This is a genomic window from Deltaproteobacteria bacterium (assembly GCA_029210625.1).
Classification (GTDB): Bacteria; Myxococcota; Myxococcia; order SLRQ01; family SLRQ01; genus JARGFU01.
Genome location: JARGFU010000032.1, coordinates 1 through 13,899, shown reverse-complemented (window position 1 = coordinate 13,899; position 13,899 = coordinate 1). Strand labels below are relative to the sequence as shown.

General features: G+C 71.5%; 14 protein-coding genes, 1 tRNA gene and 1 pseudogene. 4 read left to right on the top strand and 12 right to left on the bottom strand.

From position 1 onward, the window contains the following. Positions 1 to 120: 120 nt before the first annotated feature. The 3 genes from P1V51_21980 to P1V51_21970 are packed head-to-tail and all read right to left on the bottom strand — an operon-like array spanning position 121 to position 3,690. Complete coding sequence (locus tag P1V51_21980; protein MDF1565720.1) at positions 121 to 1,710, bottom strand: hypothetical protein; 1,590 nt, start codon at positions 1,708 to 1,710, stop codon at positions 121 to 123. A gap of 31 nt (positions 1,711 to 1,741) precedes the next feature. Continuing rightward, positions 1,742 to 2,479, bottom strand: coding sequence for a lysophospholipid acyltransferase family protein (locus tag P1V51_21975; GenBank protein MDF1565719.1), 738 nt, complete (start codon positions 2,477 to 2,479; stop codon positions 1,742 to 1,744). Further along, positions 2,476 to 3,690, bottom strand: a complete 1,215-nt coding sequence (locus tag P1V51_21970) for a hypothetical protein (protein MDF1565718.1) — start codon at positions 3,688 to 3,690, stop codon at positions 2,476 to 2,478. The genes P1V51_21975 and P1V51_21970 overlap by 4 nt, the downstream gene beginning before the upstream one ends. Before the next feature lie 62 nt (positions 3,691 to 3,752). Between P1V51_21970 and lepB the strand changes: the two genes are divergently transcribed. Beyond that, positions 3,753 to 4,460, top strand: a complete 708-nt coding sequence (gene lepB / locus P1V51_21965; protein ID MDF1565717.1) for a signal peptidase I — start codon at positions 3,753 to 3,755, stop codon at positions 4,458 to 4,460. Positions 4,461 to 4,604: 144 nt separating this feature from the next. On the opposite strand, the gene P1V51_21960 is transcribed toward lepB, so the two are convergent. The 5 genes from P1V51_21960 to gap form a co-directional block, all read right to left on the bottom strand. Further along, positions 4,605 to 4,691 (bottom strand) — tRNA-Leu (locus P1V51_21960). Between the two features lie 68 nt (positions 4,692 to 4,759). Further along, positions 4,760 to 5,227, bottom strand: a complete 468-nt coding sequence (secG, locus tag P1V51_21955; GenBank protein MDF1565716.1) for a preprotein translocase subunit SecG — start codon at positions 5,225 to 5,227, stop codon at positions 4,760 to 4,762. A gap of 150 nt (positions 5,228 to 5,377) precedes the next feature. Next, the gene (gene tpiA, locus P1V51_21950) at positions 5,378 to 6,148 is read right to left on the bottom strand and encodes a triose-phosphate isomerase (protein MDF1565715.1); all 771 of its coding nucleotides are present in this window, start codon (positions 6,146 to 6,148) and stop codon (positions 5,378 to 5,380) included. 21 nt (positions 6,149 to 6,169) lie between these two features. Then, the gene (locus tag P1V51_21945) at positions 6,170 to 7,360 is read right to left on the bottom strand and encodes a phosphoglycerate kinase (GenBank protein MDF1565714.1); all 1,191 of its coding nucleotides are present in this window, start codon (positions 7,358 to 7,360) and stop codon (positions 6,170 to 6,172) included. Between the two features lie 7 nt (positions 7,361 to 7,367). Next, positions 7,368 to 8,366, bottom strand: a complete 999-nt coding sequence (gene gap / locus P1V51_21940; GenBank protein ID MDF1565713.1) for a type I glyceraldehyde-3-phosphate dehydrogenase — start codon at positions 8,364 to 8,366, stop codon at positions 7,368 to 7,370. A 115-nt stretch (positions 8,367 to 8,481) separates the two neighbouring features. Between gap and P1V51_21935 the strand changes: the two genes are divergently transcribed. After that, positions 8,482 to 10,086: an FAD-binding protein gene (locus P1V51_21935; GenBank protein MDF1565712.1), complete on the top strand. Its 1,605-nt coding sequence runs from the start codon at positions 8,482 to 8,484 to the stop codon at positions 10,084 to 10,086. Here P1V51_21935 and P1V51_21930 read toward each other — a convergent pair whose 3' ends face one another. Together P1V51_21930 and P1V51_21925 are read right to left on the bottom strand one after the other, a co-directional pair. Beyond that, the gene (locus tag P1V51_21930) at positions 10,087 to 10,977 is read right to left on the bottom strand and encodes a mechanosensitive ion channel (GenBank protein ID MDF1565711.1); all 891 of its coding nucleotides are present in this window, start codon (positions 10,975 to 10,977) and stop codon (positions 10,087 to 10,089) included. Between the two features lie 69 nt (positions 10,978 to 11,046). Continuing rightward, the gene (locus P1V51_21925; GenBank protein ID MDF1565710.1) at positions 11,047 to 11,652 is read right to left on the bottom strand and encodes a class I SAM-dependent methyltransferase; all 606 of its coding nucleotides are present in this window, start codon (positions 11,650 to 11,652) and stop codon (positions 11,047 to 11,049) included. A gap of 58 nt (positions 11,653 to 11,710) precedes the next feature. On the opposite strand from P1V51_21925, the gene P1V51_21920 reads away from it, so the two are divergent. After that, positions 11,711 to 12,112 carry a hypothetical protein gene (locus tag P1V51_21920; protein MDF1565709.1) on the top strand — a complete coding sequence of 134 codons (402 nt, stop codon included), beginning with the start codon at positions 11,711 to 11,713 and terminating at the stop codon, positions 12,110 to 12,112. 58 nt (positions 12,113 to 12,170) lie between these two features. On the opposite strand, the gene P1V51_21915 is transcribed toward P1V51_21920, so the two are convergent. Beyond that, positions 12,171 to 12,479 (bottom strand): hypothetical protein, encoded by a 309-nt coding sequence (locus P1V51_21915; protein MDF1565708.1) that lies wholly within the window; start codon positions 12,477 to 12,479, stop codon positions 12,171 to 12,173. 254 nt (positions 12,480 to 12,733) lie between these two features. Continuing rightward, positions 12,734 to 12,856: pseudogene (locus tag P1V51_21910) on the bottom strand (DUF91 domain-containing protein). Between the two features lie 627 nt (positions 12,857 to 13,483). On the opposite strand from P1V51_21910, the gene P1V51_21905 reads away from it, so the two are divergent. Further along, positions 13,484 to 13,882: a hypothetical protein gene (locus P1V51_21905; protein MDF1565707.1), complete on the top strand. Its 399-nt coding sequence runs from the start codon at positions 13,484 to 13,486 to the stop codon at positions 13,880 to 13,882. Positions 13,883 to 13,899: the final 17 nt, after the last annotated feature.

The following is a 13,899-nucleotide window of genomic DNA, read 5'->3' as shown; positions in this document are numbered from 1 at the left end:
GCCAGGCCCCCTCCACCCAAGGGCACCAGCAATTGGGAAGGGCGCAAACTACGGGGACCGCCCCGTGGCTGTCAACGCTCCAGAGGCCCCGAAAGGGCCTTGTAAGCCCCCCCAGCGCTCCTAGAACGCGAAGCCGAGGCCGCCGCTGACGACCAGCTGCTCCTCGCTCGCCGAGGCGTTGGCGTCCTCGGTGCCGGTGCCGGCGAAGCGATCCCGGTGGGAGATGAGCTCCAGCGCGACCATCCAGGTGAGCCCCCTCCCCTGCGCCTCGGTGCTGCCGACGAAGCCCATCGAGGCCCAGTAGCCCCGGGAGGTGGCCTGGGGGCCGTAGGCCTCGGCCTCGGCGGCGCCCGGCGAGGAGAAGGGCAGGAGCGTCGCCCAGACCCGCAGCGCCAGGAAGGGCGGCAGCAGGGGCTGCTTCACGTCGACGCCCAGCCGCAGCCCGCTGTGGGTCACGGTCCGGAAGAGGGGGTTGCCCAGGGCGACCTGGAAGCGGCTGAGGTACCAGCCGCCGCGCACCCCCAGCCGGGGGGAGTAGCCGCTGGAGGGGGCCAGGGGCACGCGGTAGTGCAGATCTCCGGCGAAGCGGATCACCGGCGTCCCCCGGCGCTGGAGCGTGCCGGTGGTGTCCTCGAACTGGCTGGCCAGGAAGCCGTAGGAGCCGCGGGCCTCGAGGGCGAGGTCCTCCAGCCAGGGGCCGGCGCCCGCGCCGGGGGCCAGCTCGAGGGCGCCCCCCACCTCGGGGAAGACGCCCTGGGTGTGGTACTCGACCGTGGTGAAGGAGCCCTGCAGCAGGTAGTCGCGGGTGGCCGCCTGGCCGAGGAGGTGGAAGACCACGAAGGGGGGCCGGTCGTCGTCGAGCTCGTGCAGGGGGTCGTAGGTGCCACCCTGCCCTCGCCGGTCGTCGTCCCGGGCCCAGTCGTCGCCCTCCGGGCGGCGCCCGCGATCGGCGCCCCGGCCCGGATCGTCGATCCGGGCGCCGACGCCCGAGTCGCGATCGCGGGGGTCCGGGCGGCCGTAGGGATCGGGGGGCGGATCGCGGCGAGGCTCCGGGTCGGGCCGATCGTAGGGATCGGGGGGCGGATCGCGGCGAGGCTCCGGGTCGGGCCGATCGTAGGGATCGGGGGGCGGATCGCGGCGAGGCTCGGGATCCGGACGGTAGGGATCCTCGGGAGGGTCCAGGGGAGGCGGCGGGTCCACCGGCGCGCTCGGCGGCGCCAGGGTCAGGAGGAAGGCCGCGATCCGCTCGAGGTCGTCGAGCTCGAGCGCGCCGCCCGAGGGCCGGTAGGCCTTGTTCAGGCGCTGCTGGCCGTCGGCGTCCCAGACCTCGATCCAGATCCGGCTCCTGGCGCCCTTCCCGCTCACCTTGCCCGAGACCACCACGTCCACCATCGCGACCGCGGCGGCGCGGCGGATGCCGGAGCCCGTGGTCAGCTCGGAGGGCGCGACGCCCGCCTGGGCCGCTGCGTCGGCGAAGGTCGAGGACGAGACCAGCTCGAGCCCCTCCCGGCCGACCAGGTCGCGGACCAGCCCGGCCCGGGCGCGGCGGCCGGCGGCACCACCCCCGAAGTCGAGGACGGCCACCCGCCCGGCCTCGGCCAGGGAGGGCGGCAGCAGGAAGAGGAGCCCCAGGAGGCCCAGCCACGGCAGACGCAGCGCCACCCTCGAGGTGGCGGCGCCTTCCCCCCTACCCTGCACGGTCTCGGACATGCTCCGATGGTAGACCAGGCGCGAGGTCACGTCACAAAGACGGCCGGGTGGTCTCCATGGCGCGCACCACGGCGTCGCGCAGCTCCTGGATCCGCTCCCCCCGCGGCCGCTCGGCGGACTCGAGGCCCTCGAGGGCCGCCCCGAAGTGGACCCGCACGAGGCCGGGAGCGATCAGGCCGCTGCCCCGGGGCAGGACCTCGTGGGTCCCGACCACCGCCACCGGGGAGAGGGGCACGCCGGCCTCCTCCGCCAGGGCGAGGCAGCCCTTCTTGAAGCGCTGCAGCTCGCCGTCCCGGGAGCGGGTCCCCTCGGCGAAGAAGAGCACGCTCACCCACTCCTTGAGCGGTCCGATCGCCTTCTGCAGCGCCGCCTTGGCCTGATCGGAGTTCCCCCGCACCACCGGGATGTGCCCGACCGCCGCGAGGGCCTGCCCGAAGACGGGGATCGCGAAGAGCGAGCGCTTGGTCACGAAGCGCACCGGCCCCGGCCAGGCGAGGATGATGCAGGGGACGTCGAGGTGGCTGGTGTGGTTCGAGACCAGCACGTAGTGCCCGTCGGTGGCGGCGTCGGCATCGAAGCTGATCTCCAGCGTCACCCCCGCGAGGGCCAGCAGCCAGCGCGCCCAGGTGCGGGAGGCCCACTCGGGGATCTCCCGGTTGCCCATCAGGGCGGTGACCATCGCGATGGAGCCGAAGGTGCCGGTGATCAGCGGCAGCCCGGCCCAGGTGGCAGCCGTATGCAGTGCAGAGATCCGTCGTTGTTTCTTCATCGCTCGGAGGAGAGCCCCGGCCGATCGATCCGGTACTCGACGTCGGCGGGGGCGGCGGCGGGATCCAGCCACTCGCTGGCGGTGAGCTCGCTGCCCCGCAGGTAGATGTTGAACCAGGCAGTCCCGTAGAAGTTGTTCAGCGTGTGGGCCCGCGAGACGGGGATGTTCTGGGGACCGCAGCCGTCCTCGAGCAGCCCGGCGATGTCCTCGCTCATCCCGAGGGCCAGCGCCGCCTCTCCCAGCTCGAGCTCGCAGATCTCGCTGAAGGAGAAGTGGCCGGCGTCGACCACCCCGGCCATCGCCCGGTGGCCGGTGTGCTTCTCGTAGGCCGCCACCGTCTCGACCTGGTAGTCGAGGGTCTGGTCGGCGGTCGCCCCCACGTAGAGGAGCGGGAGCTCGACCCCCTCGACCGGCGCCGCCAGCAGCGCCAGGACCTCGGTGGCCGGCGTGACCGGGACGGCCGCGTCGTAGCGCGCGTCGAAGGCGCTCTGGTCGGGCTGGCTCACGTAGAGGGAGGTCAGCCCCCCCAGGCTGTGGCCGGTCACCCCCACCCGCTCGAGGTCGGCGGCGGCGGCGAGCTCACCGCCGGGATCGAAGCTGCCGTCCTCCAGCGCGTCCAGCATCAGGCGCAGGTCCTCGGGCCGGTCGAAGATGGAGTTCAGGGTGTTGCCCGTCACGTCGGTGACATCGAGGAAGTCGAAGAGGGTGTTGCCCACGTGGTCGGCCGAGACGACGAGGTAGCCGTGGCTGGCGAGATGCGCCGTGTAGCTGAACGACTGGGCCCGGATGCCGCCGTTGCCGTGGGAGAAGACGATCACCGGATAGGGCGCGTCCTTCTCGTGGAGGGCGGCGTCCCGCACCGCCGGCTGCTCGACCCGGGGGATGCTCACCCCCTCCAGCGCGGCGACCACCGAGGGGGGCGCCTCGGCGTGGAGATCGAGGAGGTCGCGGGCGGCGTCGCGCGCCTCCTCCACCGCGGGGTACCAGACCTCCACCTTGAAGCGCCGGCCGGCGGCCTCACCATAGGGATCTTCCCGGGTCGGATCCTCGAGCCAGACCGTGCGCACCCCCACCGCGTAGGGGCCGGTGACGCCCGGATCCGGGGCCGCCTCGGGTCCCGCCGGCTCGAAGGGCAGGCTCTCCCCGCAGGCGGTCGCCAGCAGGAGCGAGAGCGCGATCGCGGGCAGCGGATTCCAGGGGTGGCGGTGCATGGGCGGCCTCCAGAGAAGACGACTCGTGGCCTTGCGGGGAAATGTGGTTTAGATCGCGCAGGATGTCTCGACAGAACTCGACGAGCAAGGGCAAGAAGCGCGACTCCGGTGAGGGTGAGGGCGAGGGCGTGGCGCCGACCCGCGCCGAGCGCTGGAGGGGCTACCTCCGGGAGGTCGTCTTCCTGGGACTGCTGGTCCTCTCCGTCCTCTCGGCCCGCTCCTCGCTGGCCGACCACTACTACGTCCCGACGGGCTCGATGCTGCCCACCGTCGAGGAGGGCGACCACCTCGTGGTCAACAAGCTCGCCTACGGCGTGCGGGTCCCCTTCACCGAGCTCTACCTCTGGCGCTTCGAGGGGCCGCGGCGGGGGGACGTCGTCGTGCTCGAGTCACCCTCGGACGGGATCATCCTCCTCAAGCGCGTGGTGGCGCTGCCCGGCGATCGAGTCCGGGTGCAGGGCGGCCACCTCTTCATCGACGGCCGCGAGATGCCGGTGGAGGCCGACGGCGACACCCTCCTCGAGGATCTCGACGGGGTCCGCCACCAGATCCGTCTGGTCCCCGACGGCGGCGAGGGCCTCTCTCGCCTGACCCACGGCGCGGACGCCAACGGCGAGGCGGTGGTGCCCGAGGGCACCTACCTGGTGATGGGCGACAACCGCGGCCAGAGCCGTGACGGCCGCGCCTTCGGCTGGGTGCGCCGGGAGGCCATCCTGGGCCAGGGGCTCGCCATCTACTGGCGCAGCGGCTTCCACTGGCTGCCGCTCTAGGGCTCGCCCGGAGGAAGCTCTCCTCGCGACCCGGATCCGGAGCGGCCGGAGGCGGCGCCCAGCCGGCGCAGGCCAGCGGAGCGATCGGCCAGAGTCACGAGGTGGAGGGTTCCCGGGGGGAGCTGTTGCTCCCCCCGGGTCCCGTGGTGCCGCGGGTGAGATTCGAACTCACACACTCTTACGAGCGCCACCCCCTCAAGATGGTGTGTCTACCAATTCCACCACCGCGGCCTATTCGATTCGCGACTGCGAGGCGGGCTTTTTAACCAACCTCGCCGCTCGCGTCCAGCGACTTTCGTCTACTCGGTCTTTTCCTCGCCCTCGCCCTCGGCGGGAGCAGCGGCCTCCTCGGCGGGAGCAGCGGCCTCCTCGGCGGGAGCGGCGGCCTCCTCGGCGGGAGCGGCGGCCTCCTCGGCGGGCGCAGCAGCCTCCTCGGCGGGCGCAGCGGCCTCCTCGGCGGGCGCAGCGGCCTCCTCGGCCGGCGCCGCCGCGGCGCCCTCGTCCACGGTCTCCTCCTCCACGGTCTCGGGGATGATCGAGTGATCCCGGGTGGAGAGCCAGGCCAGGGTCATGGAGGTGCCCATGAAGACGATGGCCGCGCCGGCGGTGAGCTTGGTCAGGATCGTGGTCGGGGCCTTGGGTCCGAAGGCGCCGCCGCCGTAGCCGCCACCGATGGAGCCCATGCCCTCCTTCCCCGGCTGGAGAAGGATGATCAGGATCATGATGACGCAGACGAAGACGTGCAGCACTGTGAAGAAGGTTTCCATACCTGCGATCCTCTTGTGCCCGCCCTCGAGTGGGGCCGGCCCGCCGGGTCGTCCGACGGTCGATGAAACGATGAGCCGCGCTGTATGCCACGGCAGGGCCCGATCCGTCAAAGGTCGCGGCCCGGCCGGGGCCTCCGGCGCGCGCTCTCCCTAGGCCACGCTCTCGGCCGCCGCGGCCACGATGGCCGCGAAGGACTCGGCGTCGAGGGCCGCCCCGCCGATGAGGCCACCGTCGACGTCGGGCTTCGACAGCAGCTCGGCGGCATTCTCCGGCTTCATCGAGCCGCCGTACTGGATCCGGCAGTCCTCGGCGGTCGGGCGGTCCCAGATCTCGGCGAGGAGGCCGCGGATGGCCGCGTGGACGTCCTGGGCCTGCTCGGGGGTGGCCGTCCGGCCGGTGCCGATGGCCCAGACCGGCTCGTAGGCGATGGTGATCGCGCCGGCCTGATCCGTGCCGACCCCGGCCAGCGCGCCCCGGACCTGCCGCTCGACCACCTCGAGGGTGGTGCCGGCCTCGCGCTCGTCGAGGGTCTCCCCGACGCAGGCGATGGCCGAGAGCCCCTCGCCGAGGATGGCCTGCACCCGCCGGTTCACGGTCTCGTCGGTCTCCCCGAAGAACTGGCGCCGCTCGGAGTGGCCCACGATCACGTGCTTCACGCCGAGGGACTTCAGCATCGGCGCCGAGACCTCACCGGTGAAGGCCCCCTTGGCCTCGAAGTGCACGTTCTGGGCGGCGAGCTGCACCGGCCCGTCCTCCAGCCGCTTGCCGACGGCCTCGAGGTGGGTGAAGGGCGGCGCGGCGGCCACCTCCACCGAGCGGTGGCGGGCGCAGAGGCGCGCCACGTCCACGGCGAGGGTCGCGCCCTCCCGGACGGTGGTGTTCATCTTCCAGTTGCCACAGATGAAAGGCTTGCGCGCCATGGCGCCCTCCGCTGCTTGGGTTCAGGACTCCCCGGCCAGGGCCTGCAGGGCCGGCAGGGGCTTGCCCTCGAGGAACTTCAGGGACGCTCCACCACCGGTGGAGACGTGGGTGATGCGGTCGGCCACGCCGGCCACCTCGACCGCCGAGGCCGAGTCGCCGCCGCCGACCACCGAGATGGCCCCGGAGGCGGCCAGGGCCTCGGCCACCCCGAGGGTGCCGCGGGCGAAGGCCTCTCGCTCGAAGATGCCCATCGGCCCGTTCCAGAAGACGGTGCCGGCCTCGGCCAGCCGCTCCCGGTACTGCGCGAGGGTCCGCGGACCGATGTCCACCCCCATCTTCCCGGTGGGGATCGACGCCCCCTCGGTGACCTGCCCCTTCTCGTCCTCGAGGCTCTCGACCACCAGGTGATCGATGGGGAGGCGCAGCTCGACCTTCCGCTCGCGGGCCCGGTCGAGGATCCGGGCGGCGGCCTCGAGCCCCTCCTCGTCCTCCACCCGGCTCTCGCCGATGCTCTGGCCGTCGGCCTTCAGGAAGGTGTAGGCCATGGCGCCGCCGATGAGCAGGGCGTCGCAGCGGGTGATGAGCGAGTCGATGACCCGGATCTTGTCGGTCACCTTCGCGCCGCCCAGGACGGCCATGAAGGGCCGCTTCGGATCCTGGAGCGCCCGGCCCAGGTACTCGAGCTCCTTCTTCACCAGGAAGCCCGCGGCCCGCGCCTCGACGAACTCCGCCATGCCGGCGGTGGAGGCGTGGGCGCGGTGGGCGGTGCCGAAGGCGTCCATCACCCAGACGTCGACCCCGGCGGCGAGCTGCCGGGCGAAGCCGCGGTCGTTCTTCTCCTCGCCGCCGTGGAAGCGAAGGTTCTCGAGGAGGATGACGCCCCCCACGGCCAGCTCGGAGGTCATGCGCCGGACGGCGTCGCCCACGCAGTCGTCTCCGAAGACGACGTCGAGCTCGAGGAGCTCGGAGAGCCGCTCGCCCACCGGCAGGAGGGAGAAGGCCGGGTTCGGCTTCCCCTTCGGCCGCCCCAGGTGAGAGGCGAGCACGACCCGGCCGCCACGATCGATGGCGTGGCGGATGGTCGGCAGCGCCTCCCGGATGCGGCGGTCGTCGGTGATCTTGCCCTCCTCATCCAGGGGGACGTTGAAGTCCACCCGGATGAAGACGGTCCGGCCCTCGAGCTCCAGCTCGTCCAGGATGGGGATCTTCATGGTGTGACTACCCGCGGGTCAGCCACTTGGTCATGTCGATCATCCGCATCGAGAAGCCCCACTCGTTGTCGTACCAGGCGAGCACCTTCACCAGGCCGCCGGTGATCGAGGTGCTGTCGGCGTCGACGATCGAGGAGTGCGGGTTGCCGTTGAAGTCGATGGAGACGGCGAGCTCGTCGCAGACGTCCAGCACGCCCTTCAGGGGGCCGGCGGCCGCCTCGCGCAGCGCGGCGTTGACGACCTCGGGGCTCTCCGGCACGCGCTCGACCCGGGCGACCAGGTCGACGACCGAGACGTTGGGGGTCGGGACGCGCACGGCCATGCCGTTGATCTTGCCCTTGAGCTCCGGCAGCACGAGGGCGACGGCCCGGGCCGCGCCGGTGCTGGTGGGCACCATCGAGACCGCCGCCGCCCGGGCCCGCCGCTTGTCCTTGTGCGGCAGGTCGAGGAGGGACTGGTCGTTGGTGTAGCTGTGGATGGTCGTCATCATCGCGTCGACGATCCCGAACTTCTCGTGGAGCACCTTGGCCACCGGCGAGAGGCAGTTCGTCGTGCACGAGGCGTTGGAGATGAGCTTGTGCTTCTCCGGGTCGAAGCTCTCGTGGTTGATGCCGTAGACGAAGGTCGCGTCCGGATCGTCGGCCGGGGCCGAGATCAGGACCCGCTTCGCGCCGGCCTCGAGGTGGAAGCCGGCCTTCTGGCGGCTGCGGAAGATGCCGGTGCACTCGAGGACGAGATCGACCTCCTTCTCACCCCAGGGCAGCTTGGTGGGGTCGCGCTCGGCGCTGACCTCGTAGCGCTTGCCGCCGACGATGATCGCGCCCTCCTCGGAGGTGACCTCCTCGGAGTAGCGGCCGTGGACCGAGTCGTACTTGAGCAGGTGGGCCAGCATCGAGGCGTCGGTCAGATCGTTGATCTGCACGACCTCGATCTCCGGGTCCTTGTGAAGCTCGCGGAAGACGCAGCGGCCGATCCGGCCGAAACCATTGATGGCGATCCGGGCCATGGGATGACTCCTTCTTTACGGGTTTCCCTGGGGTAGGCGGAGGGCACCGAGAGGAAAGGGGCCGCTCCGAGAGGGCACCTGCTATACCCATGCCCTGCTAGGGTCAAGCGAACCCATGCCCCGTATCTCCATCCCCCAGCTGCGCCTCGAGCTCGACGAGGCCCTCGAGGCCCCGGAGGCCCTCCGGCGCCGCCTCGCCGCCGCCCACGGCCTCTCGGCCGAGGCGCTCGCGTCGCTGCGGATCAGCCGCCGCTCCCTCGACGCCCGCGGGCGGGGCGCGCCCCGCTTCTGGGTGACGGTCGAGCTCGAGCTCCCCGAGGGCGAGGCCCTCCCGGACGGGGCCCGCCTGCTGCCGGCCGGTGATCGCCCCCCGGCCCGGAGGGTCACGCCGCCGCCCCGGCCGCCGCTGATCGTGGGCTCGGGTCCGGCGGGCCTCTTCTGCGCCCTCGAGCTCGCCCGCCACGGCGTCGCGAGCATCGTCCTCGAGCGCGGCCATCCCGTGGAGCGGCGCAAGCACGAGGTGGCCGCCCTCTACCGGCGAGGGGAGCTCGACCCCGAGAGCAACGTCTGCTTCGGCGAGGGGGGCGCCGGCACCTTCACCGACGGCAAGCTCTCCACCCGGGTGCGGGATCCGGCGGTGCGCGAGGTCCTCGAGGCCCTCGTCGAGCACGGGGCGGATCCCGAGATCCTGGTGACCAACAAGCCGCACCTCGGCTCGGAGCGGCTGCCCGCCATCGTGAAGGCGATCCGCGAGCACCTGGAGGCGCAAGGGTGCGAGCTGCGCTTCGGGGCGCGGGTGGAGCGCCTCCTGATCGAGGACGGCGCGGCGGCCGGCGTGGGCCTCGCGGGGGGAGAGGAGCTGCGCGGCCCGCACGTGATCCTCGCGGCGGGCGGCTCGGCGCGGGAGCTCTTCGAGCACCTCGGCGCCCTGCCCGGCGTGGTGGAGCCGAAGGCCTTCGCCGTGGGGCTCCGGGTCGAGCACCCGCAGGAGCTGATCGACGCCGGCCAGTACGGGCGCTGGGCGGGCCACCCTGCCCTCCCCCCGGCCGACTACAAGCTGGTCACCCGCGTCGGCGGAGACCGTGGGGCCTACGCCTTCTGCATGTGCCCGGGGGGCGTGGTCGTCCCGACCCCGACCGAGCCCGGTGCCCTCTGCGTGAACGGCATGTCCGCCTCGCGCCGCTCCAGCCGCTGGGCGAACAGCGCCCTGGTCGCCGAGGTCTCCCGGGCGGACCTCGCCGCCTGGGGCCACGGCGAGGACGCGCTCGCCGGCCTGCGCTTCCAGCGCGTGCTGGAGCAGGCCGCCTTCAAGGCCGGCGGCGAGGACTACGCCGCCCCCTCCTCCTCGGTGCGCGCCTTCCTCCGGGGCCGGGACGCCCTGGCCCCCGGCCGCAGCTCCTACCCCCGGGGTCTCGTGCCGGCGGACCTGGCCGCCCTCTTCCCGGCCGCGCTCGGGGCGGACCTGCGGACGGCGGTCGGCGCCTTCGCCCGCAAGATGAAGGACTTCGACGCCGCCGAGGCCCGCCTCATCGGCGTCGAGGCGCGGACCAGCGCCCCGATCAGCCTCCCCCGGGGAGCGGACACGGTCTCGACCGCCCTGCCCGGCCTCCACCCCTGCGGCGAGGGCTGCGGCCACGCCGGCGGCATCGTCTCGGCGGCCATCGACGGGCTGCGGGTCGCCCGGAGCATCGTCTCGAGGCTCGCGGGCGAGCCGCTCTGATCAGGACGCCGGGCGCAGCGCCCCGGCGGCCAGCCCCTCCGCCACGGGAGGGTCGAGGTGCACGTCCACCTGCGGGAAGGCGATGACGATCCCGTCCTCCTTCAGGGCGTTCCAGATGGCGAAGAGCAGCTGGGAGCGGAAGGCCTGGCGGAACCAGGGATCGTCGATCCAGATCGAGACCTCGAAGTCCACCGAGGAGCTGCCGAAGCCGGTGAGGAAGACCACCGGCTCGAGCTCCTTCACCCTCCCCTCGATCGTCCGCGCCGCCCGGTCGAGGGCCGCCCGCACCTGGTCGAGGTCGGAGGCGTAGGCCACGCCCACCGCCCCTCGCACCCGGAGGCGGGAGTCCCGCATGGTCAGGTTCACCACGGTCCCCTGCACCAGGTTGCCGTTGGGGACGATGATCTCCTCGTCGTCGGCGCTGCGGACGATGGTCGAGCGGATCCCGGGCTCGACGACCCTCACCAGCTTCCCCTCGAGCTCGAGGGCGTCGCCCGGCTTGATGACCCGCTCGGCCAGCAGGATGATCCCCGAGACGAAGTTCTGGACGAGGTTCTGCATCGCGAAGCCGATGGCCACCGCGAAGACGGCGCCGGCGGCGAAGAGGGCCGCGAGATCCACGCCGATCCACTCCAGGCCGATGCTCGTGCCGACCACCATCACGGTGTAGTGGACGAGGCGCGCCGCCGCGGCCATCGAGCCCTCGCCGATGACGCCCTGCCGGCGGAAGGCGCGCCCCATCGCCCGCTGGACGAGCTTCGAGATCAACCACGAGACGACGATGGCGATGATCAGCCAGCCCAGGGAGCGGGCGGTGACCTGGGTGCCGCCGAAGGAGAAGAGCGGCAGGGCCGAGTTGACCGAGAGCCATTGTATCGTGGACTGGAACATCGGACCTCCGGGTCGGTGCGGCGAGGGCCGCGAGGCGGGCAGTCTATTCCGCTTCGCCGGGCAGCGGCATCAGGGGCGGCGGCCGAGGGTGAGCAGGCTCCCGGCGATCGCCTCCTGCTCGATCTCCTCGAAGCCGGCGCGGGAGAAGCGCTCGCTCCACTCGGCGGCGCCGAGCAGGTGCAGCGAGAGCCCGAGCTCCTCGCTCCAGCCGTGGCTCTCCTCGTTCTCGAGGTAGTGGTCGATGGTGCAGGCGAAGCGGCCGCCGGGCGCGAGCAGCGCCCGGGTCGCCTCCAGCGCGGCGTCGAGATCGGCCAGGTAGTAGTAGGCCTCCATCGAGAAGATGCGGTCGAAGCCGCCGGCCGGGAGCCCGCCGCCGGGGAAGGCCGCCTGGAGGAAGCTCGCCGCGGCGTGCCCCCGGGACTGTTCGCGCGCCCGCGCGATCATCTCCTCCGAGAGGTCGACGCCGAGCGCCGAGGCGGCGCCGGCCTCCACGGCCCAGCGCACCGAGTAGCCGTTGCCGCAGCCCACGTCGAGGTAGCGGTGGCCCGCCCCCACGCCGAGGCGCTCGAAGGCCGGGCGCGCCGCCCGGGCGTGGGTGCGCTCCATCCCCTCGGCGCGGCCCTCGCGGGCCCACTCGTCGAAGAGCGCTCCGACCTTCTGCACATGGCGGCTCATGGCAGAGTGTATAGTGCCCGGCACCCGCGCCCGTCGAATGGCCCCGGAGGCAGAGGCGATGCAGAAGACAGCCCTTTCCCTCACCCTCGCGCTCCTCCTCTCCCTGGGAGGCTGCGTCGCGCTCGGCTGGAAGTTCGGGCCGGGCTTCCCCTGCACGGGGGGCCAGCTCTTCGAGGCGCCGCCGGTCGTGGAGCACCGGGTCGACGGCTACTACCTGGCCTGGACCCAGGGCCGGCACCCCTTCTACTTCCAGCCCAGCTACAAGGTGCTCGAGGGCCGCCTGGTCTTCTCGGTGGTCTCGACCAGCAGCTCGGGTAGCTTGAGCGGCCGGCAGCGCGAGCTGAAGATCGAGGGCAAGGCGAACCTCGAGGCGCTGCGCTCCGGGGGCGCCTTCTGGTGGTCGCTGGAGCCCGAGCCCGAGGGCACCTTCCTCGCGCTGGAGCTGGTGCAGGTACCCTGAGTCGAATGGGGCCTTCGGGGCTTCGCCGAGAGCCTGTGGGCTTCGAGCTGTGACGGGATCAGTCCGGCTCCTGGCGCATGCGCACCAGGCGGTAGCTGTCTCGGACGCGCATCACCGTGTCGCACCACCACGCATCGTCGGCGAAGAACTGCACCTGCACGGCCTCGATCGTTCCCGCTCGCAGGCGCTCGGCCACCTCGCGCAGCTGATCGCTGCTGGCGTCGGAGAGGCTCGTCCTCGTGTCCTTGATGCGCACGCTCACGGCCTGCGCGTGCTCCGCCAGCTCCGCGAAGTGCGCGTCCACGCCCGCGTCGTCGAGCTTCTTGCGCAGGAGCTTGATGGGCTTCTCGTCACGCGGTTCTGCCATGAGGCCGGTAGGATACCGCAACCGCCGGCGACCCCGGCGCGGTCGGGAGGGGCCGGGCTGGAGGGACAGGAAGGACAACCTCCCTTTTCGTGGGGCGGAGTGGACGGAGGGCACGTCATCGGACGCTCTCGGCGGGTCGTTCGAGGCTCCAGTCCAACGTAGAGTGAGGCCTCCGGGTCCCCGCTCTGGGTCCGAGAGCCTTCCGTCAAGAGCTCTTCGCGAAAGTAGCGGTGATGCTTCCTACACCTCTCGCGGGAAGAGATGGTCACCTCAAGGTCGCCGGTGCCGTAGTGGCCGACGTCTCGCACGTCCCGGGTGAAGCCCTCGCGCAGTTCGACCTGGTCGGGGTCGAGCTTGAGCCAGATGGTCAGACAGCCCTTAGGGGTAGGAAGAATAGCCGCCCTTTTGGCGAGGCGGAGTGGACGTAAGCTGAGTTATCAGACCCTGCGGTCGGGTCGTTCGAGGCTCCAGTCTAACGTAGAATGGGGCCTCGGGGCTTCGCTGAGAGCCTGACGACTACCCTGACGACATTGCCGCCCTGTTGATCGCCTTCCTCGAGAACGCAGTGGAATCGTCTGGAGAACCTTGGGCATGACCGGCCCGGCTGATGCTCGCATGACGCGACTGCAGTGGGCCGTCCAGGCCCTCGCGCGCCCCGCGAAGGACCAGTTGACACTGTTCCCCGATTTCGTGTGCAAGGCAGACGAACTCGCTCTGGAGTTCGACGAACACGCTCGCCCGATCCTTGACGGTGAATATCAGGACCTTTCGACGGAGCAGGCCGCGACGCTAGTCGCCTTGGATCGGTACTTGGAGTCGGTGAGCGGCGGTGGAGCCAATGCAGAGAACTGGACCGAAGATGCGCTGCACGCCAGTCCCGTGTGGGAGCGGATTCGGGACCTCGCTCGAGCGACGCTCGCGGCATTCGGTTGGAATGACCAATGCCCACCGGCTGACCGCGGATACGTGTACGTGCAAGGTCGCCCAAGTTCGGAGCCGTCCCCGTGACCTCGCTGGATCGCGCCGGAAACGTTCTTCGGGATGTCGATCGGGCCATCTGGGACGAATACGTCCAGCTTGAGCGCGACGGTATCCGCCGCGAAGCAATGCCGGTGCTCGCCCGGCTCGTGTCCCGGCTGGAGTCCTACCCACCAGAAGTGCGTAGCTCATTCGCGGAGACGCTCACAGAGGCCGTTTTGGAGCCACCCGCACAGTCGTTTCCGATTCGGCACCCTCTGTTCGACAGGATCGTACTGCCGGTGCTCATCGACAACTACGACCGGAACGAGGTTGGATCGGCACGGGTCCTATTGCATTTCTTCCACCAGATCCACGGCGGTGGACTCTGCAAAGAGTCCATCGGCGACGAGATATTGTCAAATGTCGTGGATCAAAAAGTTTGATCAGGCGGCGACCTTCG

Coding starts and splice junctions, on each gene's coding strand:
- P1V51_21980 (MDF1565720.1), bottom strand. CDS start 1,710: ATGTCCGAGACCGTGCAGGGTAGGGGGGAAGGCGCCGCCACCTCGAGG.
- P1V51_21975 (MDF1565719.1), bottom strand. CDS start 2,479: ATGAAGAAACAACGACGGATCTCTGCACTGCATACGGCTGCCACCTGG.
- P1V51_21970 (MDF1565718.1), bottom strand. CDS start 3,690: ATGCACCGCCACCCCTGGAATCCGCTGCCCGCGATCGCGCTCTCGCTC.
- lepB (MDF1565717.1), top strand. CDS start 3,753: ATGTCTCGACAGAACTCGACGAGCAAGGGCAAGAAGCGCGACTCCGGT.
- secG (MDF1565716.1), bottom strand. CDS start 5,227: ATGGAAACCTTCTTCACAGTGCTGCACGTCTTCGTCTGCGTCATCATG.
- tpiA (MDF1565715.1), bottom strand. CDS start 6,148: ATGGCGCGCAAGCCTTTCATCTGTGGCAACTGGAAGATGAACACCACC.
- P1V51_21945 (MDF1565714.1), bottom strand. CDS start 7,360: ATGAAGATCCCCATCCTGGACGAGCTGGAGCTCGAGGGCCGGACCGTC.
- gap (MDF1565713.1), bottom strand. CDS start 8,366: ATGGCCCGGATCGCCATCAATGGTTTCGGCCGGATCGGCCGCTGCGTC.
- P1V51_21935 (MDF1565712.1), top strand. CDS start 8,482: ATGCCCCGTATCTCCATCCCCCAGCTGCGCCTCGAGCTCGACGAGGCC.
- P1V51_21930 (MDF1565711.1), bottom strand. CDS start 10,977: ATGTTCCAGTCCACGATACAATGGCTCTCGGTCAACTCGGCCCTGCCG.
- P1V51_21925 (MDF1565710.1), bottom strand. CDS start 11,652: ATGAGCCGCCATGTGCAGAAGGTCGGAGCGCTCTTCGACGAGTGGGCC.
- P1V51_21920 (MDF1565709.1), top strand. CDS start 11,711: ATGCAGAAGACAGCCCTTTCCCTCACCCTCGCGCTCCTCCTCTCCCTG.
- P1V51_21915 (MDF1565708.1), bottom strand. CDS start 12,479: ATGGCAGAACCGCGTGACGAGAAGCCCATCAAGCTCCTGCGCAAGAAG.